General features: G+C 43.6%; 18 protein-coding genes. 5 read left to right on the top strand and 13 right to left on the bottom strand.

What is annotated here, in order from left to right:
• The first annotated feature begins 7 nt into the window (after positions 1-7).
• The 4 genes from DIU38_RS31810 to DIU38_RS31795 all read left to right on the top strand — a co-directional run bounded on the left by DIU38_RS31810 (position 8) and on the right by DIU38_RS31795 (position 3631).
• Positions 8-280: a hypothetical protein gene (locus DIU38_RS31810; RefSeq protein ID WP_112653494.1), complete on the top strand. Its 273-nt coding sequence runs from the start codon at positions 8-10 to the stop codon at positions 278-280.
• Between the two features lie 247 nt (positions 281-527).
• Positions 528-1244: a DUF4397 domain-containing protein gene (locus DIU38_RS31805; RefSeq protein ID WP_112653493.1), complete on the top strand. Its 717-nt coding sequence runs from the start codon at positions 528-530 to the stop codon at positions 1242-1244.
• 142 nt (positions 1245-1386) lie between these two features.
• Complete coding sequence (locus DIU38_RS31800; protein WP_243770605.1) at positions 1387-2205, top strand: glycosyltransferase family protein; 819 nt, start codon at positions 1387-1389, stop codon at positions 2203-2205.
• Between the two features lie 343 nt (positions 2206-2548).
• Positions 2549-3631 carry an Ldh family oxidoreductase gene (locus DIU38_RS31795; protein WP_112653491.1) on the top strand — a complete coding sequence of 361 codons (1083 nt, stop codon included), beginning with the start codon at positions 2549-2551 and terminating at the stop codon, positions 3629-3631.
• A 187-nt stretch (positions 3632-3818) separates the two neighbouring features.
• Here DIU38_RS31795 and lepB (DIU38_RS31790) read toward each other — a convergent pair whose 3' ends face one another.
• The 7 genes from lepB (DIU38_RS31790) to DIU38_RS31760 form a co-directional block, all read right to left on the bottom strand.
• Positions 3819-5297, bottom strand: a complete 1479-nt coding sequence (gene lepB / locus DIU38_RS31790; RefSeq protein ID WP_208057644.1) for a signal peptidase I — start codon at positions 5295-5297, stop codon at positions 3819-3821.
• Positions 5298-5319: 22 nt separating this feature from the next.
• Positions 5320-6459 (bottom strand): signal peptidase I, encoded by a 1140-nt coding sequence (gene lepB, locus DIU38_RS31785; RefSeq protein WP_112653490.1) that lies wholly within the window; start codon positions 6457-6459, stop codon positions 5320-5322.
• 200 nt (positions 6460-6659) lie between these two features.
• A complete protein-coding gene (gene lepB / locus DIU38_RS31780) occupies positions 6660-8114 on the bottom strand; it encodes a signal peptidase I (RefSeq protein ID WP_112653489.1) in 1455 nt (484 codons plus the stop codon).
• A gap of 16 nt (positions 8115-8130) precedes the next feature.
• On the bottom strand, positions 8131-8880 hold the full coding sequence (gene dapB, locus DIU38_RS31775) for a 4-hydroxy-tetrahydrodipicolinate reductase (RefSeq protein WP_112653488.1): 750 nt from the start codon (positions 8878-8880) through the stop codon (positions 8131-8133).
• 23 nt (positions 8881-8903) lie between these two features.
• A complete protein-coding gene (locus tag DIU38_RS31770; protein WP_112653487.1) occupies positions 8904-9581 on the bottom strand; it encodes a DUF5683 domain-containing protein in 678 nt (225 codons plus the stop codon).
• Between the two features lie 15 nt (positions 9582-9596).
• A complete protein-coding gene (locus tag DIU38_RS31765; protein ID WP_112653486.1) occupies positions 9597-10508 on the bottom strand; it encodes a ParB/RepB/Spo0J family partition protein in 912 nt (303 codons plus the stop codon).
• A gap of 3 nt (positions 10509-10511) precedes the next feature.
• Positions 10512-11315, bottom strand: coding sequence for a ParA family protein (locus DIU38_RS31760; RefSeq protein ID WP_090529444.1), 804 nt, complete (start codon positions 11313-11315; stop codon positions 10512-10514).
• A 298-nt stretch (positions 11316-11613) separates the two neighbouring features.
• Between DIU38_RS31760 and DIU38_RS31755 the strand changes: the two genes are divergently transcribed.
• Complete coding sequence (locus DIU38_RS31755) at positions 11614-12135, top strand: NADPH-dependent FMN reductase (RefSeq protein WP_112653485.1); 522 nt, start codon at positions 11614-11616, stop codon at positions 12133-12135.
• A 170-nt stretch (positions 12136-12305) separates the two neighbouring features.
• On the opposite strand, the gene DIU38_RS35025 is transcribed toward DIU38_RS31755, so the two are convergent.
• The 6 genes from DIU38_RS35025 to secA form a co-directional block, all read right to left on the bottom strand.
• Entirely contained in the window at positions 12306-12509 is a 204-nt protein-coding gene (locus DIU38_RS35025) for a T9SS type B sorting domain-containing protein (RefSeq protein ID WP_407716490.1), read from the bottom strand.
• 99 nt (positions 12510-12608) lie between these two features.
• Positions 12609-14207, bottom strand: a complete 1599-nt coding sequence (locus DIU38_RS31745) for a hypothetical protein (protein ID WP_146750417.1) — start codon at positions 14205-14207, stop codon at positions 12609-12611.
• A gap of 382 nt (positions 14208-14589) precedes the next feature.
• Positions 14590-15516 carry a hypothetical protein gene (locus DIU38_RS31740; protein WP_112653544.1) on the bottom strand — a complete coding sequence of 309 codons (927 nt, stop codon included), beginning with the start codon at positions 15514-15516 and terminating at the stop codon, positions 14590-14592.
• 109 nt (positions 15517-15625) lie between these two features.
• A complete protein-coding gene (locus DIU38_RS31735) occupies positions 15626-16816 on the bottom strand; it encodes a M20 metallopeptidase family protein (protein WP_090529452.1) in 1191 nt (396 codons plus the stop codon).
• Complete coding sequence (locus DIU38_RS31730; RefSeq protein ID WP_112653483.1) at positions 16809-17273, bottom strand: SPOR domain-containing protein; 465 nt, start codon at positions 17271-17273, stop codon at positions 16809-16811. The genes DIU38_RS31735 and DIU38_RS31730 overlap by 8 nt, the downstream gene beginning before the upstream one ends.
• A 128-nt stretch (positions 17274-17401) precedes the next feature.
• Complete coding sequence (gene secA, locus DIU38_RS31725; protein ID WP_112653482.1) at positions 17402-20713, bottom strand: preprotein translocase subunit SecA; 3312 nt, start codon at positions 20711-20713, stop codon at positions 17402-17404.
• Positions 20714-20741: the final 28 nt, after the last annotated feature.

The raw sequence follows: 20741 nt of genomic DNA, 5'->3' as shown, positions 1-20741 counted from the left end.
ATGGATTATGGACGAATTAACTAAAATAGCCTACAACTGCAAAAAGGCTACTTACCTGATTGAAAAGCAGGAAATAGGAAAGATCTCCCTGCGAGAAAAACTGGAATTAAAGATCCACCTGGCGGGATGCCACGTTTGCAGGGTATTTCAGCAACAAAGTACCGCTATTAACCGCATGATCAAAAATATGTTCCATCAGCCTGTTGCCGAAAACATCAAGCTTGATGACAAATTCAAGGATGAACTACAGCACCTGATTAATGAACAACTGGAAAAGTAAGCGCTATAGATAAAACTATACTTAGCAACCTCTTTTATAACAAACATTCAATAGTTAAATAATTATCGACTTGGCTTTAAGCTTTTAGCATTCCGCTTTTAGCTTTTATGTAAAACATTATACTAAAACAAAAACACAAACGTATTTATGCTAATCACACCGGGGTTAAAATTTTTAATCCAAAGTAGCGTAATGCCTGCTGGTTACGTAAAGTTAAAATATCAGTTTACTACCAATATTTTATTTTATGAAAACAGTTCAGCAAAAATTAACAAGGCGGGCAGGCATTATCGGGATGGTGTGTTTGCTGGCAGCAACACTCAGCTCGTGTTTAAAAGATCACAACAACTACGTTCAGCCGCCGGTGGCACTTGTTTCAGTCATCAATGCCTCACCCGATTCTGATCCGGTTGATTTTTATCTTGAGCCCAACAGGGCGAACAATTTTCCAATTCGTTACGGTCATGGCATAGATTACATTAATGCTTATCCCGGTAAAAGAACAGCGACCTTTTATATTTCGGGCACCAAGCAAAAAGTTGCAGACGATACCATCACCCTCGTAGCTAAAAAACTTTACTCGGTCTACCTTGCCAACACAGCAAGTAAACGCGATGTAATTTTTGTTGCCGATTCTATCGTTCAGCCGGCCGCCGGGATGGCCAGTATCCGTTTGGCAAACCTCAGCGCTGACGCCGGTACGGTTGACCTGGTTACTTCAAAAGATTCGGTTCTGGCATCAAACAAAGCTTACAAACAAGTATCTGATTTTGTGACTATTAAAGGCAATGTTACCTACACACTTAACATTCGCCAAAAAGGCACCACTACGGTATTAGCCAGCCTTACTAATGTTAACCTTCGGGCTGGTTCAGTATATACCGTGTGGCTGCAAGGTATTAAAGCAGCAACCGACGACAAAAAACTAAGTGCAGATATTCAAACCAACGTTTACTATTATTAAATAACCTATACCTGTGTTGTAAGGCCCGGCCATTGTGCCGGGTTTTATTTTTTGCAGATCAACCATCAGGTTAACAATTTGATAATATAAACTTCGCCATATTTAAACCTTACCATTCTACATTTAACCCGGTTAATGTTTTTTGATAAACCTCAAATTTCCGGAAAAGATGGATGAGCGTGTAGTGATCATTGTGCCGGCCCGCATGGCATCAAGTCGTTTATATGGCAAGGTAATACTGCCAATATTGGGTAAAAGTTTGTTAGCACGCATGGTGGAGCGGATAGGTATGATCCAGCACCAGGCCAATATTGTTATTGCCACTTCCGAAGGCGCTGAAGATGATGTTATTGCAAAGGAGGCCGAAAATCTTAACGTTCAATGTTACCGGGGCAGCCTTGGCAACCTGCTTGACAGGCATTACCAGGCAGCAAAACTATTCAATGCCGATGTGGTTGTCAAAATTCCGGTCGACTGCCCGCTAATCGATCCGCGGATCATTGATAAAGTGCTTGAATACTTTTTCAGCAACAGGCAAAAGTTTGATTATGTAAGCAACCTGTACCCGGCCACCTATCCCGACGGCAACGATGTAGAGGTAATGACCACGGCCTGCCTCAAACAAGCCTGGGAAAATGCCGGCCGCCCCCATGATCTGGAGCATACCTCGCCCTACATCTATGAAAATCCGCTTATTTTTAACATCGGCAACGTAACCTGGGAAACTGGCCTGGATTATTCCATGTCGCACCGTTTTGCGCTTGATCACCCCGAGGATTTTTATTTCATCGAGCGTGTATTTAAAGAGCTGTACCCGGTTTGTAACCGTTTTTCATGCCAGGATATCCTTAACCTGCTGAAACTAAAACCCGAAATCTACGAAATAAACGCCCGCTATAACAGTACCAACTGGTATAACAAACACCTGAGCGAAGTAAAGCCCGAGTTTGCGATGGCTTGAGGGTAGAGATTAGAGGTTGGTGATTGGAGATTAGAAGAAGTTCGTTTCATATCTTTCTTTTGGCGCAAGTGTTGCTTGGCTGCCTATGGGATATGGCTCACTTGTGCCTAACTCAAAAGGTTTTTTTACTAATTAGGCGTTACCTTCGGCCCGGGCTATCCGCTCATACTACACAGGGCCTTAGCCACTTGGCCGGTATCCGCTTCTATCCCTAACGCAAATTTAACAGCAGATATTACCATTAGGAAACCGATATCAGGCAATACTCAAATCAAGTGCATAAAGGTACCTTATCAGCGAAATCAACGTAATCATTTTAAAAATCAACGGTTATCTTTGCCGTATGCTGATATCGCCATCCACTCTACGCACATTTACCGAAAATATATTCAAAGCTATTGGCTGCAGCCATGAACATGCGGTTTTAGCAGCCGACGTATTGCTTAAATCCGATCTCCGTGGTATCGACTCGCATGGCGTGGCCCGCCTGAGCGGGTACGTACGCTTGTGGGAGAAGAAACGCATTAATCCCACGCCCAACATCCGGATAGTGCATGAAACACCAACAACTGCCACTGTAGATGGCGATGCAGGCCTTGGTTTAGTAGTAGCTCCGTTTGCCATGGAGGTAGCCATTAAAAAAGCTGAGCTATACGGCTCGGGTTGGATATCGGTACGCAACTCCAACCATTTTGGCATTGCCGGGTATCACGCATTAATGGCTGTGGAGAAAGATATGATCGGCTTTGCCATGACCAATGCCAGTCCGCTGGTTGCGCCCACATTTTCCAGTGAACGGCTTTTGGGTACCAACCCTATGTGTTACGCTTTTCCGGCTGGTAAATATCCACCGGTAATAGTTGATATTGCCACTTCAGCTGCTGCTAACGGAAAACTGGAAATAGCTCAGCGCTTAGGCATGCAGGTTCCCGAAGGCTGGATCCAGGATAAAGAAGGCAACTATACTACAGATCCTCACGCGCTAAAGACCGGGGGCTCTCTCCTCCCCCTTGGCAGCGACCGCGACCATGGCAGTCATAAAGGCTTTGGTTTGAGTGCTACCGTTGATATTTTATCCGCAGTATTATCAGGTGCCAATTACGGCCCCTGGGTACCGCCCTTTGTAGCTTTTCTTGATCCGCCGAATGATCCCGTTGGCGCGGGTATAGGGCATTTTTTAGGCGCAATGCGCGTGGATGGGTTCCGGCCGGTAAATGAGTTTAAAAATCATTTAGATAATTGGATAGAGCGTTTTAAATCATCGGCTACAGTTGATCCTGATCAAAAAGTAATTATTCCAGGTGAGCCAGAACTGGAAGCAGAAGCTGACAGGATAGCCAACGGCATACCATTAGTTGATGCCGTTGTAGAAGATTTGAATAAATTGGCGGAGCGGTTTGAAATCTCAGAACTGCCGCGGGTTTAGCGCAGCGTAACCCGTGGCAACCACAAAGTAAGCTTCAGCTTACCGAGCTTCAGCTGAAAGCTGAAACCATACTAAACCACGGGCTGAAAGCCCGCGGCAGTGAGAGCAGAATAAAAAAAGCGCAAGGCCTGTTTTGCTCCGCAAAACAGGCCTTGCGCTAAAGTTCCCCCTTTAGGGGGTTAGGGGGCTAATGGATCAGATTAAACAGCCTGCTCCAGCGGATCTTGTGGATGAACGATGCATTGTCGTCAACACTCATCCAAATGAACAGTGCTTTACCCACAATATGATCTTCAGGAACAAAGCCCCAAAAACGTGAATCTTCTGAGTTATGACGGTTATCGCCCATCATAAAATAGTAGTTGAGTTTAAAGGTATAGCTATCAGCTTTTTTGCCATTGATCAGGATGTCTTTACCGTTCACTTCAACCTTGTTGCCTTCATATACGGCTATCGCACGACCGTAGATTGGGAAGGTTAAACTATCCAGCTTTACTGTCCAGCCCTCTTTAGGTACAATGACAGGCCCGAAATTGTCTACATTCCATTTATAGTCGGGAGTGTTAGCTCCTATTTTGTAGTTGGAGAAAATGGCAGGGTAAACCGGGTTCATCGGATCAGACGCCCCCGGCGAAGTTAACCGCGGTGTAACTGACTTGATGTTTGAATATCCCCTCAGTGCCTTTGCCGATTCCTCGGTGGTATTGGTAATAAACTCAGTATTATTTACCGATGAAATATCCGACAAATGCAAATCTGTAGCTATCTGCGGGTTAAGCTCATTCCCATCTGTTTTAACATCATAAGTAATCTCGCCTTTTGGTGGTGTAATAGCAGCTTTCCCATTTATAAATACCTGGGCCTTAACTACGCTCAGCGTATCGCCCGGGGTACCCTGACAGCGTTTGATATAGTTTTCGCGTTTATCAACCGGCCTGAAATAAGGCGAATCGGCATCCATAGGATAATTGAACACTACCACATCGCCTTTTTTAATATCACTTAAACCAGGCAAGCGGTAGTATGGTAATTCCAAACCGTCCCAATAGGCTTTGGTATTGATAAGCGGCATGGTATGGTGTGCGAAAGGAAATGCAACGGGGGTCATAGGTAAACGCGCTCCATAGTTCACTTTGCTTACAAACAGGTAATCGCCAATAAGCAATGAACTTTCCATGGAAGCACTGGGGATCACATAAGCCTCGATAAATAGCGTGCGGATCAGTGTGGCAGCAATTACCGCAAAAATGATGGCATCAGCCCACTCACGTGCCTGGGTTTTCTTTAGGGCAATCTTATACTTAGTCCTGAACTCGGGGCTCGCCGACTGGCCTAAATATTTGGTATCCTTATCACCGCCCCATTTAGGGAAATATATAAACGGAAGGATCACACCCTGCACATGTTCAACAAAAGTGAACTTTCCGTACGATTTTAAAAAATCAACAATCAAGCCCAGCGCTATCAAAAAGTTTAAGCCGGGTATTAGCAGCATAATAAACCACCACGCCGGCCTACCGGTTAACTTAATGATGATGAAAAAGTTGTAGAGTGGCACAATGCCTTCCCACCCTGGCCGCCCTGCCTTTTCAAACAGTTTCCATAAACCTGCAAATGGCAGTACTATAAAAAGAACAAATACTATTATTAATCCTATTCCGTTCACTTTGGTGTTTTTATATTTTCAATTAATGTATGCCCCTGAACAACCGGTTCCACCTTATTTTATTAAAGAAGCTGGCTGTACTGTCAATACTCATCCAGGTAAATAAAGCTTTGCCTACTACGTGATCTTCCGGAACAAAACCCCAAAAGCGCGAATCTTCCGAATTATGACGATTATCACCCATCATAAAATAGTAGTTAAGCTTAAAGGTATAAGTATCGGCTTTTTTTCCGTTAATCATGATATCCTTACCCACAACATTTACTTTATTATTTTCATAAATCTCGATAGCGCGGCCATAAACCGGGAAAGTCAGGCTATCCAATTTAACTGTCCAGCCTTTTTTAGGGATAATGATTGGGCCGTAGTTGTCAACATTCCATTTAAAGTCAGGAAAATTAGGTGTGATCTTATAACGCGGGTACTTGGCAGGGTAAACCGGGTTCAGCGGGTCGCTGGTGCCTCTTAGTGTTACCGCCGGCACAATTGATTTTACATTTGAATAAGTTTTCAAAGTAGCTGCGGATTCCTTAGACATCATCATTTCATAACGGTTGCCGGTATTGCCCCTGATCTCTATCTTAAGCTCGTTCAAAATAGCCGGGTTAAATTCCTGCCCGTTGGTCTCAACAAAATAACCTTCCTTTCCCCTTTCAGGGTTGGGGGCAGCCTTCCTGTTTATGTAAACCTGCGCGTTAACTACACTCAAAGTATCCCCGGGAGTACCCTGGCAGCGTTTGATAATGTTTTCGCGCTTATCCACCGGCCTGAAATAAGGAGAATCGGCCTCTATCGGCGCGTTAAAAACCACGATGTCCTGCTTTTTTATATCACTCAAGCCCGGCAAACGGTAATACGGCAATTTTACACCATCCCAATATGCTTTGGTACCAAAAGGAGTGGTATGGTGCATAAAAGGAAACGAAACAGGCGTTATAGGCATCCTTGCGCCATAGTTAACCTTGCTTACAAACAGGTAGTCGCCAATTAAAAGTGAGTTTTCCATCGAGCCGCTGGGGATAACGTAGGCTTCGATAAACAGCGTACGGATAAGGGTAGCGGCTATTACTGCAAATATGATAGCGTCGCCCCATTCACGAAGCGCACTTTTTTTCTTTTTTACTTTAGTTGAATCTTTCCTTTTCCAGAATTTCCAGTTCATATGATGTATCGAATGTGCAAATTTCAGATGTGCAAATGTGCAGATTTTTTAATGTTTATATTTTATGTATAAGATATATGTTACACGTTATATGTTACGCTCCCTCATATTAAATTATAGATTCCTATTATTAGGGCACAAATTGATAATTATTTAATCTCTCATCTGCACATCCGGAATTTGCACATCTGCATATTTCTCTAATTAATCCTTCTAAATACCCTGTCCCATCTTATTTTACAAAATGAAGGCGAATTGGCATCCCAGCTCATCCATACCAATACGGCTTTACCTACAATATGGTCTTCGGGCACAAAGCCCCAAAAACGCGAATCTTCAGAGTTATGGCGGTTATCGCCCATCATCCAATAGTAATCCATTTTAAAAGTATAACTATCGGCCTTGCTCCCATTAATAAAAACTGCGTTCCCTTTAACCTGCACTTTATTATTTTCATACACCTCAATGGCCCGGCGATAAAAAGGCATGGTCATGCTATCCAGCTTTACGGTCCAGCCTCTTCGCGGAATAATAATTGGCCCCAGGTTATCCTCGTTCCACCTAAAGCGCGGATCATGCGGAAAAACCTCATGATCATACACCCCTCTTAACTTAACATCGGGCTTCACCGCCTTGATATAGGGATATGTTTTTAGCTTTTCGGCCGATTGTGCAGTCATATTCGCTGTAAAATCAACCCAGGTAAACTGTTGAATATCCGACAGATGAAGGTTATATCGCGTATGGGGGCCAAAACCCCTTCCCGAACCATTTGTACGTACCCGGTATTCCATTTCTCCGTTGGGTGGGGTGGCTATCAAACGGTTATTTACGTATACCTGGCCGTACTCCAGCTTTATGGTATCGCCAGGCGTGCCCTGGCACCGTTTGATATAATTTTCCTGCTTATCTACAGGGCGGTAAAACGGCGAATCGGCATCCATTGGATAGTTAAATACTACTGCATCACCCTTTTTCACTTCGCTGAAACCCGGCAGCCGATAGTAGGGCAGCTTAATACCATCCCAATAGGCTTTAGTACCGGTGAGCGGCATAGTGTGGTGTGCAAATGGAAATGCTATGGGGGTAATGGGCAGGCGTGCACCGTAATTGATCTTGCTCACAAATAAAAAATCGCCTACCATTAGTGAGCTCTCCATAGATGACGAAGGGATGGTGAAAGCCTCGAGGAAAAGCCCGCGAATAACCGTTGCCGCTATTATAGCGAAAAGAATAGCTTCCGTCCATTCCCTTAGTGGGGATTTATCAAGGTCACGGTATTTTTCCCTGAAATCGTCACTTGCCGACGGGCCAACATAACGGGTGTTTTTATCAAAGCCCCATTTGGGGATAAAAATAAAAGGCAACAACACCGACATGGTGATTTGCCCTATGCCCACCTTGCCAAACGATTTAATAAAATCAATGAGGATGCCGATGCTTATAATAAAGTTTACGCCCGGTATTAAAAGCAACAAAAGGAGCCACAACGGCCGTTGGCTCAACTTAAGCATAATGTAAAGATGGTAAACCGGGATCAGTGCTTCCCACCCCCGGCGACCAGCTTTTTCAAAAAGTTTCCAGTATCCGGCCAGTATTAAAATCAATAGCGGGCCTGTAATGATATAAAACCCTATATAGCCCGCTATTGCCATTTATATTAAAAAGCTATTAGCTGTTAAAATCAAACATGGCTTCAACAGAGTAAAAACCCTTTTTATCGTGCAGCCACTCGGCAGCCAGTACGGCGCCTAAAGCAAACCCATTACGGTTATGGGCAGTATGCTTAAATTCGATGCTATCCACTTCCGAATCATAAATAACGGTATGAGTGCCCGGTACGCTGTCTATCCTTAATGACTCTATAAGCAATTGGTTAGGTGCAACATTCGCATCGTCATCGCTGTCGTCGGTAGTTAATACGTTAACCCACTCGTTTTTGGTATCGGTATTATTAATGATCCCTTCGGCGATGGTTATTGCCGTACCGCTTGGCGAATCCATTTTTTGGGTATGATGGATCTCTTCAACCTGTACTTCGTAATAAGGGTACTTGTTCATGACTTTAGCCAACAGCTTATTTACGTAAAAAAACACGTTAACGCCAACGCTAAAGTTTGAAGCCCACAATAATGATTTATTCCCCTCAATACATTGCTGTTTTACCTCCGGTAATTTCTCGTACCAGCCTGTAGTACCAATAACAACAGGTACATTGGCATTAAAGCAATGCTCGATATTTGATAATACGGATGCCGGGGTAGTAAATTCAATTACCACATCTGCTTTTTGCAGGTTTTCGGTTGTAAGGTCATGAAGGGTTTCATGATCAATGGTAAGTACAATTTCATGCTTGCGGCTAAGGGCTATCTTTTCGATGATTTTGCCCATTTTTCCGTAGCCAAGTAACGCTATCTTCATTTCAGGTATTATGGTTTTCCTTATTAAAACGTAAAGGTAACTTTTATGCCCGGAATATAAGCATTATTAGCGCCCTGCGCATAAACCGGCTGATTAATTATACCCGGAGCTACTTTGAACGACAAATTATTATCCACCGTGTATGAGTGGATGAACTTGGCATCGATATAAGCATCAATAGCCTGGATACCCCATACAGCTAAAAAGCCCAGTATGCTCAAATCACGGTTACGCCTTGAATTTTCACGGGCATCACTCAGGTTGGCATCGGGTACGTCTTTATAAAGGTTATATTCTGTATAATAAGGATCGCCGGGATTAGGAGGAGTGCCCTGGCGGTATCTTGATAATGTTAAATATTCTTTGTAATAATGCTGGTTATATATAATGGCCGAGGTTAGCAAACCTAAACCTCCGTAAATTAACGGCACTTTCCACCACCTGTGGTTGTACACCTGGCCCCAACCAGGTATGATCAATGAATGCATTACTGCTTTATGCGGGATATGGGTACTATCGGGATGATAGATTTTTTCTTTGGCAGGATCAATTTTGGGAGCAAATGAGCCTGACGGGGTTTTGACAGGATGCTTTACTTTCAGCGTATCACTTTTTTTACTCCCCGTACTATCAATCACCTGACCTTGCGCGGCAGAAATAAAAAAAGCTGATACGGCTAAAAAAAACAGGAATTTATACATTTTTTAAATTAACAATTACCAATCAAGCATTTCAAGGATGCGGCCAAGGTCATCTTCCGAAAGGAAAGGGATCTCGATAACACCGCTTCCACGGCTGCCGACTTTTAGCTTTACCCTTGTACTAAATTTTGAAGCCAGGTCATCCTGGATCTTCTGCAACTGGTATGATACCGGCTCGGGCTGTTTGCCTTCCTTTTTTACCGGCGACTTTTGCATCTCTCTTACCAGTTCTTCAACCTTACGAACGGATAAACCTTCCTTTATAATATGCTGATGTATAAATAATTGTTTGGCAGGATCGGTTAGCGTTAAAATAGCTTTTGCATGCCCCATTGAAAGCTCGCCATCACGAATGGAGGCCTGGATAATCGGCGGCAACCTTAACAAACGAAGGTAGTTGGTCACCGTCGAGCGGTTTTTGCTTACTCTATCACCCAGTTCTTCCTGCTTCAGGTTACATTCCTCAATCATGCGCTGAAAACTCAGGGCAACCTCAATAGCATTCAGGTTTTCGCGCTGAATGTTTTCGATAAGTGCCATCTCCAGCATTTGCTGATCATTGGCGGTGCGTACATAAGCCGGGATCTGGGTTAGGCCGGCCAGCTTTGATGCCCGAAAACGACGCTCGCCTGATATCAGCTGATATTTATGTGCCCCAATTTTCCTGAGCGTTATCGGCTGAATTAAACCTTGCAGCTTGATCGATTCTGAAAGCTCGGCCAGTGCCTGCTCATCAAAATCGGTACGGGGCTGAAACGGGTTAACCTCAATTTCGGCCAGTTTTATTTCATTAACCGAGCCAAGGTCATTTACCTCGGCAGGGCTTGCTGTTTCTCTACTTCTGTTTTGGTATGGTTGTACGTTAGGCGTGTCGTTCAATAGCGCACTCAGTCCCTTTCCCAGGGCATTTCTCTTTTCACCACTCATTTACTATACTGTTGCTGTAGCTGTTGCCTGTTCACCCTTAACCAACCCGTTTTTCTCCAGAATTTCGCGGGCAAGGTTTAAATAATTTATTGCACCCTTACAGGTAGCATCATGCATAATTACCGATACGCCAAAGCTTGGGGCCTCGCTTAAACGGGTATTACGCTGTATAATGGTATCAAAAACCATGTCTTCAAAATGGGTCCTAACTTCATCAACCACCTGATTGCTCAAACGCAAACGCACATCGTACATGGTTAACAAAATCCCCTCAATTTCAAGTTGGGGGTTAAGGCGCGACTGAACAATTTTGATGGTATTTAACAATTTGCCCAAACCCTCTAATGCGAAATACTCGCACTGTACCGGTACAATTACCGAATCGGCAGCGGTTAAAGCGTTAATGGTGATCAAACCTAATGACGGCGAACAATCGATAATAATAAAATCATATTCATCCCTCACTTTTTCAAATACCTGTTTCATTTTAAACTCGCGGCCGGTTAAATTGATCATTTCAATTTCGGCACCTACCAGATCAATATGTGCGGGTAATAAATCAAGATTAGGAGTTTCAGTTTTCTGAATGGCCTCATGAGGATCAACCTCATTGATGATACATTCATAGATACTGTTTTTTATATTGCGGGGATCGAAACCAATACCCGAAGTTGAATTAGCCTGCGGGTCGGCGTCAACCAACAAGGTTTTATAATCTAATACAGCTAAACTTGCAGCCAGATTTATAGATGATGTAGTTTTCCCTACGCCGCCTTTCTGGTTGGCTAAAGCAATAATTTTACTCATTCTATAGTTTAAAAAAATTTATAGTTCTGTGATTTATAACAACGTTAAATAGAAACAGAAATTTCTACTTTCGTAAAGTTTTTATCCGGTGATAAAGATACGGAATTAAATAATGCAGAATTCCACAGCTTTTGCCTATTTACAAACAAAATTGATCAATTAGTGAATTATCATCGCGGCAACTAATAAATATTATTACTTAATCATATTTATTATTAAAGCATTCATTAACAAAATATTACAAATTACTCAACAACAATATTACTAATCAGATCAGTCAGAAATTTACAAATAATAAATGATAACCATAATATCGTCAACCAACAGACCGGGAAGCTCAACGCTCAAACTTGCTAAGGTTTATCAGCAAAAACTGCAGGAAAAGGGCGTTGAAGCAGGTATCTTATCACTTGCTCAGCTGCCTCCAAACGTTATTGAAACCGACCTCTACAACAAACGCAGCGCAGCATTTGAGCCTATCCAGCAAATAGTTACCAATACAGATAAATTCATATTCCTTATCCCCGAATATAACGGCAGCTTTCCGGGTGTACTTAAGGTTTTCATTGATGCCTGTAGTTTCCCCGAAAGTTTTTATGATAAAAAAGCGGCATTGGTAGGCTTATCATCGGGCAAATATGGTAATATCCGCGGGGTTGACCATTTTACAGGCGTTTGCCATTACCTGCACCTCAACATTATGGCGCTTAAATTACACATAGCGGCCATACACAAAGAGTTTGATGAAGAAGGGAACCTATTTAAGCCCGATACCATAAAGTTTGTAAACGAGCAGATAGAAAAGATCATTAAGTTTTGATTTTTGCTTGAGCTACCTGTTGGATTAATTCCGGGCACAAGCACCGCAGTTAATGATAACATAAAAAGAAGCAATTATATGAAGCCTAAAAATTAGCTTCAGCAATAACTTAAACCTATGTAATCAATTTTGTTTTAGGCTTTGCGCACTCTGCTTTTAGCTTTATGTAATCAGCGCACTATAAGCACCCAGCCCGATAATAGCGGCGCCCCACTTTTAAGATCAATCACATAGTAGTAAGTCCCGGGTGGTAAAGCATATCCTTTATAAGCGCCGTTCCACGGTTTATCATAACCTGTAGAGGCATATACTTTTTGCCCGTTTCGGTTAAAAACATTCAGTGAACATTGCGGATAGGTTGATAAAGCCTCAATATCCCAGTTATCATTTAAACCATCTCCATTGGGCGAAAACGTTGATGAAATAACGATCTTTTTATAAACCCGTACAAAAACTGAGGCATTAACATATCCTCAACCAATACCTGATGAGGCTTTCAGGGTATAAGTAACATCATCGGTAGGGCTGGCAACAGGGTTCAATTTGGTAGGATCGTCGAGTCCATCCGCGGGGCTCCATAAATAAGTATCTGCATATTTTGCCTCGGCATCCAGTACTACCGATTGCCCTTCAAAGATTTTTTTCTGTGGACTTATACTTGCTTCGGGTGCAGGCATAACTGTTACAGTTACTGTTTGGGTTGCAGTACAATCCCCATTGCTTGTTACTGTTACTATATAAGTGGTTGTTTCGGTTGGCATGACAGTAGGGTTTGCCGCAGTTGGATCGGATAATCCTGTAACCGGCGACCAGCTATAGCTTTTGGCGTTGGGCGTAGTTTCATTGAGAATGATTAGGTCGCCCTTACAAATTGGAGCTGGGGTGAGAACAGGTATAACGGGTTTTAAGTTAACAGTTACTGTAACTTTATCTGATAAAGTAGGACAATCACCAGCCGAGAACACAGTAACCTGATAATCGCCATTAGCAGCAACAGTGGCATTGTCAATTACCAGAGGATTTTGAGCTTTATTATTAGCGGTAACGCCCGGCCCGGTCCATTCGTACCTGATTGCTCCCGGCGCATTTGCAGTAAGTGTAAGCGCATCCCCTTCGCATACAGCCGGTGCGGTAATAGAAGGTTTGGCCAGGTAAGCATTAACCGTTATGGTGCGCACGTCTGAGTAAACGCGGCAAGTTGGCGAATTGATATTATCTCCTTCAGCTGCAGCCATCCTGTATTGGTAGGTACCTACCGGTTTATCCGCAGCAAATTGAAAAGCATAGCTAAGATCAGTAGCACCCGGAATGTTAGTCCAGCTACCGCTACCATCAGTACTGCTTTGCCATTGTACTTTAGGGTTGCTATAGCCGTTATTCAGATCGGCAATAAGTTTATAGTTTTGCACCTGCCCCTTGCAGACATTTTGCGGTTCGGTGTTGTCAACATTTGTAAATCCAACTTTAATGTTAGGTCCGCAAGCCCTGAATTCAATATCATCAAGCAGCAAATCGTTTCCATTACCTCCCGGCCCACTATTGCTGATTTCCAATACAATTTGCGTAACGCCCGCCCCTGTTGAAAATGGCACACTATATTTATTCCACTGAGGATCTGCGGTGGGCTGTATGGTATTGGTATCGTACTGGGTTAAGATTGTGCCATCGGGCTTTTTTATGGTAAATAATAAATCAGGCTGTTTAGTACTGGCATCACTTGATGAAAGTTTCATGAGATTGAGTACATAAGCTGAAAACTCGTAGGTTGTGTTTTCGCAAAGATTAAGCTCCTTCGTTTCGGTAAAAAAAACACTTGGTTCGTACGATGCATTCACGAGCATCATATAACCACCAGAATTTCCTGTATGATCATGAAGTACAGTATGCCAGGTATCATGACACGAAGTTTGACTGCTTACAATTGAATAATACCTATCATCCGGGCAATCAGGAGCATAGAACATGGTTGTAATACCTGTAGCCAGTGGAGGACCAGTATGACTAACTCCCGATCCAAAATCAAGTTTTACTACCGGGTCGCCGTAACTGCCATTACAAACAGCCGTTTTCACTTTAACTTTTGGAAAAGTAAAAGCAAACAAGATCAATAGAAATAATTTAATGAAATTAAAAGGCATTAACCGGTTGAAGGATATAAACATCGAACCATCAAAAATATATTTTTTTGGTTACCCCGGCGTATAAAAGCAATTAAATCATGAATATATTAATCACTGCAAAACAGCCACTTATACTAAACAATCTTTATTCACCAAAAGTTAACTATTAGTATACAAAAGCCTGATAATATGAAAAACAAGCTAATCATATTTCTTTGTGTTGCAGATGTCATGCTTATGGTCTGCAAGCACAAAAAAGGCTGCTACGCCCGGCTCCGGTTGAGCGCTGGCTAAGGGCTTTTTCTTAATGCCCCTTTCAGGTGGTTAAGAGTTTCTACTCTTTCTCATAATCCTTATGTACAATCAAGAAACTCGCACGCTCTTCCTTATGAAAAGGAATATTCCAATTACCCTGGTAGGTAATTTTTGCAGGTAGCGGTTCGCCCTGGAAATTATTAAGCTCGATGTCCATCTGCACATTAAAATCAAAGAACATGTTGCTGAATTTCATATCGATATAGCGGCCAAGGATCTGAAAGGTACGCTCATCAAAAATGGTGGTCATTTCCTTAATCATGGTATCGCTGTTGGATGTGCTCGGCTTGCACCTCACCTTAAAGCGATAAACAGGGATGGTGTCGAGGTATTTACCGCGCGCAAATTCGTAATAATAATACTGGCGCATATCGTCAGAGAAAATTTCCGTTTTGCTGCTAATGAAAGGGATTCCGCTTACTTTGCGGCCCGGCGTAAAGATCAGCGTTTTGAGTTTGCTTTTGTACGATTCATTTTTACCTCCCGATCCCGGCAGGGCATCACCCTTGGTAAAATCGGAATTATACGCGTTCATGAAAATAAAGTCGAACATCTCAACCGTGTACAGTTGGTACTTGCCGTTTTTTTTGTAAACATCGCCACTGTCCTTTTTAGCAACATATTCTATTTTATGTTTACCGGCTGCGTTGCTGTGGAGTATTTTACGGTAGATCCGCCCGTTTACCCGGTTCTTGCTGTCGTAAGTAAAAATTCGGTTTTCGGCAGTAAAGCCAAAGCCTTTCATATTCTGGAAGGCCTTATAAAAGCCTGTATCGGCCAATACGGCATCTATGAAATCCTGCGCGTTGAGTTTATGTGAGCGGATATCAACCAGTGAATCGATAACGATGGTACGGATAGTATCCGGGTTAAAGCGATTGATTTGCTGAGCTTTGGTTAGCAGGCCGGCAGTAGTAAGGATAAGGATCAGGAAGATTTTTTTCATTGATTGCTTTTTACAGCATGTCATTGCGAGCGTAGCGCGGCAATCGCATGCAATACAGAGCGGATCTGCAGAGTTCGCGATTGCTTCGTACCTCGCAATGACATGGTTTTTAGTTACCTAACTGTTTAACCGCCAAATAAGCCATCAAACCGGTACTTATTTTAAATGCATCTTCTTCCACATCAAAAGTAGGTGTGTGCACAGATGAAGTTATTCCCCGGGCTTCGTTACGGGTACCGAGGCGGTAGAAACAGCTGCTGGCAGCCTGCGAGTAATAAGCAAAATCTTCGGCAGCCATCCAAATATCCAGGTCGAGCACGTTTTCTTTCCCCAGGTAAGCTTCGGCATGGCCACGGGTGGCATGGGTTAATTTTTCTTCGTTAATCAGGAATGGATAACCGCGCATGATATTGAAATCGCAGCTTCCGCCCATGCTTTCGGCAATGCCTTCGGCCATTTTTTTCATGCGTTTGTGAGCTTCCTCGCGCCATTTCTCATCCATGGTGCGGAAAGTACCTTCCAGGTAAACCTCGTTCGGGATCACGTTGGTAGCCCCATTGGCTATTACCTTACCAAATGATAATACCGACGGACTTTTAGGATCGGCAAAGCGGCTCACCACCTGCTGTAGCGCGGTTAATATATGTGCGGTGATGATAACCGGATCGATATTTTGCTGCGGCTGAGCACCGTGACCGCCTTTACCTTTAACAGTAACATAAAGTTCATCAGTTGAGGCCATATATTTACCTGCACGGAAACCAACTTTACCGGCATCAATCAAAGGCATTACATGCTGGCCCAATACGGCAGCCGGTTTTGGGTTTTCCAAAACGCCCTCTTTAATCATGAGGCTGGCACCGCCGGGCAGTTTTTCTTCGGCCGGCTGAAAGATCAACTTAACGGTGCCAGCAAACTGGCTTTTCAATTCGGTTAATATTTTAGCTGTACCTAATAATGATGATGTGTGCGCATCGTGGCCACAGGCATGCATTACGCCCGGGTTTTGCGATTTATACGGAACATCATTGGCTTCCAATATCGGAAGCGCATCCATATCGGCACGCAATGCAACAACATTGCCGGCGTCAGATGGTTTTTCGCCTTTAATGAGAGCTACCAAGCCTGTATCAGCCATTTTATGGTATTCCAAACCAAGTTCTTCAAGCTTGTTGGCTACAAAAACCGAGGTTTGCAGTTCATGAAATGAAAGCTCGGGGTTGGCATGCAGGTGACGACGGTTAGCCACTACCTCATTGAATATTTTTGCGGATAACTCCTGTATTTGCTCTTTAATCATTATTAGGATCCGTTTTAGGAAGATTTATTTTTTCGGAAATGATGAATATGCTCGAAAACAACGAGCGCAGCTCTTGTACCAGTTTTTCGGCTTCAAGCCGGCTACGGAAATCGCCTGCTTTTACTTTAAAGTTGGGCTCGCGGTAGCTGATATAAGTACGCAGTTCGGGGTATTGCTGCTGCAACCGGTTTTGCGCATTGTAGGCATCCTTTCGGTTTGAGCCACTGAAGAATTGCACCCGGTAACCGTAGGATGAATAACCGGCGGCATCGGTACCCGCTGTACTGTTCAGCGTAAATCTTTTAGCTATCAGGCTGTCAACCAGCGGGTCTTTGATCACTTCAACCTTGCCGCGTGTTTGGGCAAAGGATTGGGTTGATGCAAGCAGTAATAAAACAAGAAAGCAGTATCTGATAATGGCTGATTTAGCTTGATGATCAAATACTGCTTTTTTCATTCTTTTTATTTTTTAATAAATGTTGTCATGCCGAACTTGTTTCGGCACCCCACGAGCATGGTTGGCATCATGCTGGCAACTTATCCTATGGGATCCCGAAACAAGTTCGGGATGACATTTTCAAAGGCTTAATTCTGCCCTACGCCGTGGCAGTTTTTGTATTTTTTACCGCTACCGCAAGGGCAAGGGTCATTACGGCCAATTTTGTTTTCAACCCTTACCGGGGTGATCTTTTGCTGCTCCTGCGGAAAATCATCCATAGGCACGCCGTTGCTTTCGCTCACCACTTCGGCCTTGGTTGTTTTCATCTTGCGCAGGTCAAGCTTCGGCTCGGGCCTCGCTTCCCTTACCTCTTCGGCCTGTTGCTGAACCGGGATGCCACCGCGGAACAGGAAGCTTACAATTTCCTTGTTCACATTGGCCAGCATGCCGCGGAATAATTCAAAGGCCTCAAACTTGTAAACCAACAGCGGGTCCTTTTGTTCGTAAACCGCGTTTTGTACCGATTGTTTTAACTCGTCCATTTCGCGCAGGTGCTCTTTCCATGCATCGTCGATCAGGTACAGGGTAACGTTTTTCTCGAAAGATTTAAATACCTCATGACCGTGGTTTTCAACCGCTTTTTTAAGCGGAACGGCTACCTGGATACCGTGGATCCCGTCGCTGAACGGAACAACAATGTTTTCAACATACTGGCCGCGGGTTTCATAAACGTCTTTAATAACCGGGTAAGCCTGTTGTGCAACTGCTTCCTGTTTACGTTTATAAAAGTCCATTACCGTTTGGAAGGTCAGATCAGTTAACGCCGGAATTGTTTTTGCAGTAAATTCGTCAGCGCTAAGCTCAATATCAACCGAGAACAAACGAATCACTTCTAAGGTAAAGCCTTCGTAGTTGGCACTTTCTTTATATTCGGTAACAATGTCCTCAACCACATCAAAAATGGTGTTGCTCAGGTCAACGTCCAAACGCTCACCAAACAGGGCGTTTTTACGTTTGGTGTAGATAACCGTACGCTGTGAGTTCATCACGTCGTCATATTCCAGCAAACGTTTACGAATGCCGAAGTTGTTTTCTTCCACTTTTTTCTGTGCACGCTCAATTGATTTGGAGATCATGGAGTGTTGGATCACTTCTCCTTCTTCAATACCCATACGTACCATCAGGCTGGAAATCCGCTCTGATCCGAATAAACGCATCAGGTTATCTTCTAACGATACAAAGAATTGTGAAGAACCCGGGTCACCCTGACGACCAGAACGACCGCGCAACTGCCTGTCAACACGGCGCGATTCGTGACGCTCGGTACCCACAATGGCTAAACCACCGGCTTCTTTAACGCCCGGGCCCAATTTAATATCCGTACCACGACCAGCCATGTTGGTAGCAATAGTCACAGTGCCGGCTTTACCAGCTTCGGCCACAATATCGGCCTCTTTCTGGTGCATTTTGGCATTCAGTACGTTATGTTTGATACCGCGCAGTTTAAGCATACGGCTCAATAACTCCGAGATCTCAACCGACGTTGTACCAACCAGTACCGGGCGACCAGCCTGAGTAAGACTAACAATTTCCTCGGCCACCGCATTGTATTTTTCACGTACAGTACGGTAAACAAGGTCTTGCTTGTCATCACGGGTAATTGGGGTGTTGGTTGGTATTTCAACCACATCCAGTTTGTAGATCTCCCAAAACTCGCCTGCTTCGGTAACAGCGGTACCAGTCATGCCGCAAAGCTTATGGTACATCCTGAAGTAGTTTTGCAGGGTAATGGTTGCAAAAGTTTGGGTAGCATCCTCAACTTTTACGTTTTCTTTAGCCTCAATAGCCTGGTGTAAGCCATCAGAGTAACGGCGGCCGTCCAATACACGACCGGTTTGTTCGTCAACTATCTTTACCTTGCCTTCGTCAAGAATGTATTCAGTGTCTTTTTCAAACAGGGTATAAGCTTTCAGTAACTGGTTAACCGAATGGATACGTTCAGATTTGATCGAGAAATCGCGCATCAACTCGTCCTTACGGGCAATCTTTTCTTCGGTGCTTAAGGCTGATTTTTCAATTTCAGCTATTTCGGTACCTACGTCAGGCATTACAAAGAAATGTGGATCTTCGCCGGATGCGGTGATCAGCTCGATGCCTTTTTCAGAAAGTTCAACCTGGTTATTTTTCTCGTCAATAACAAAGAATAATTCAGAGTCAACCTTTGGCATTTCTTTTCCCTGATCCTGCATGTAGTGATTTTCTACTTTTTGCAGGATGGTACGGTTACCACCTTCGCTCAAAAATTTAATTAATGCTTTGCTTTTGGGCAAACCACGGAAAGCCCGTAACAAAGCTAAGCCACCACCATCAACATCGGTATTACCGTCGTTAATCGCTTTCTTAGCTTCGTTCAATACGCTGTTGACATAGTTTTTCTGCGCATTAACCAAACGCTCGATGCGTGGTTTAAGCTCATAAAACTCATGCTCATCGCCACGTGGTATAGGGCCTGATATAATTAAAGGTGTACGGGCATCGTCAATTAAAACGGAGTCAACCTCATCCACCATGGCATAGTGCAATTTGCGTTGTACCAGCTCTTCCGGGCTGCGTGTCATATTGTCACGCAGGTAATCAAAACCAAATTCGTTGTTGGTACCAAAAGTAATATCAGCCAAATAAGCGGCACGGCGCTGCTCAGAGTTCGGCTCATGCTTATCGATACAATCAACAGATAAACCGTGGAATTCATACAACGGGCCCATCCACTCACTATCTCGTCGGGCCAGGTAATCGTTCACCGTTACGATGTGAACGCCTTGTCCGGCTAAAGCGTTAAGATATGCAGGCAGCGTGGCTACCAGCGTTTTACCTTCGCCCGTTGCCATCTCCGATATTTTACCCTGGTGCAATACGGTACCACCGATAAGCTGCACATCATAATGAACCATGTTCCAGGTAACCTCGTTACCCGCTGCTATCCATGTGCTACTGTGAAAAGCTTTATCGCCTTTAATAGTAACGTTTGGTTTGCGGGCAGCCAGCGTGCGGTCAAACTCGGTAGCGGTAACTTCTAATGAACTATTGGCAGCCAGGCGGCTTGCTGTTTCTTTAACTACAGCAAATGCCTCGGGCAATATATTCATCAATATATCTTCAAGCTCTTTATTACGGTCTTTTTCAAGCTTATCAAGCTGAGTATAAAGCTCAACTTTTTCGGCTACATCCATATCAAGCTCGTTTTCTGTACGATCTTTAATGGCTTGTATTTCACTGTCGATACCAGAAAGGCCTTCGGCAATGGTTTCTTTAAAATATATGGTCTTAGCCCTAAGCTCATCATTACTCAGGGAGCCAAGCTTAGCATATTCAGCCTTAATTTTCTCAACTATAGGCTGTATACTTTTTACATCCCGTTCTGATTTGCTTCCGAAAAGCTTACTGATAAAATTTAACATATTATTTTATTATGATACAACCTGGCTC

It is taken from the genome of Mucilaginibacter metallidurans (genome assembly GCF_003286435.2).
Lineage (GTDB): Bacteria > Bacteroidota > Bacteroidia > Sphingobacteriales > Sphingobacteriaceae > Mucilaginibacter > Mucilaginibacter gossypii.
Note: the sequence above shows the minus strand (reverse complement) of the source record. Positions and strands in the feature narration are given on the sequence as shown.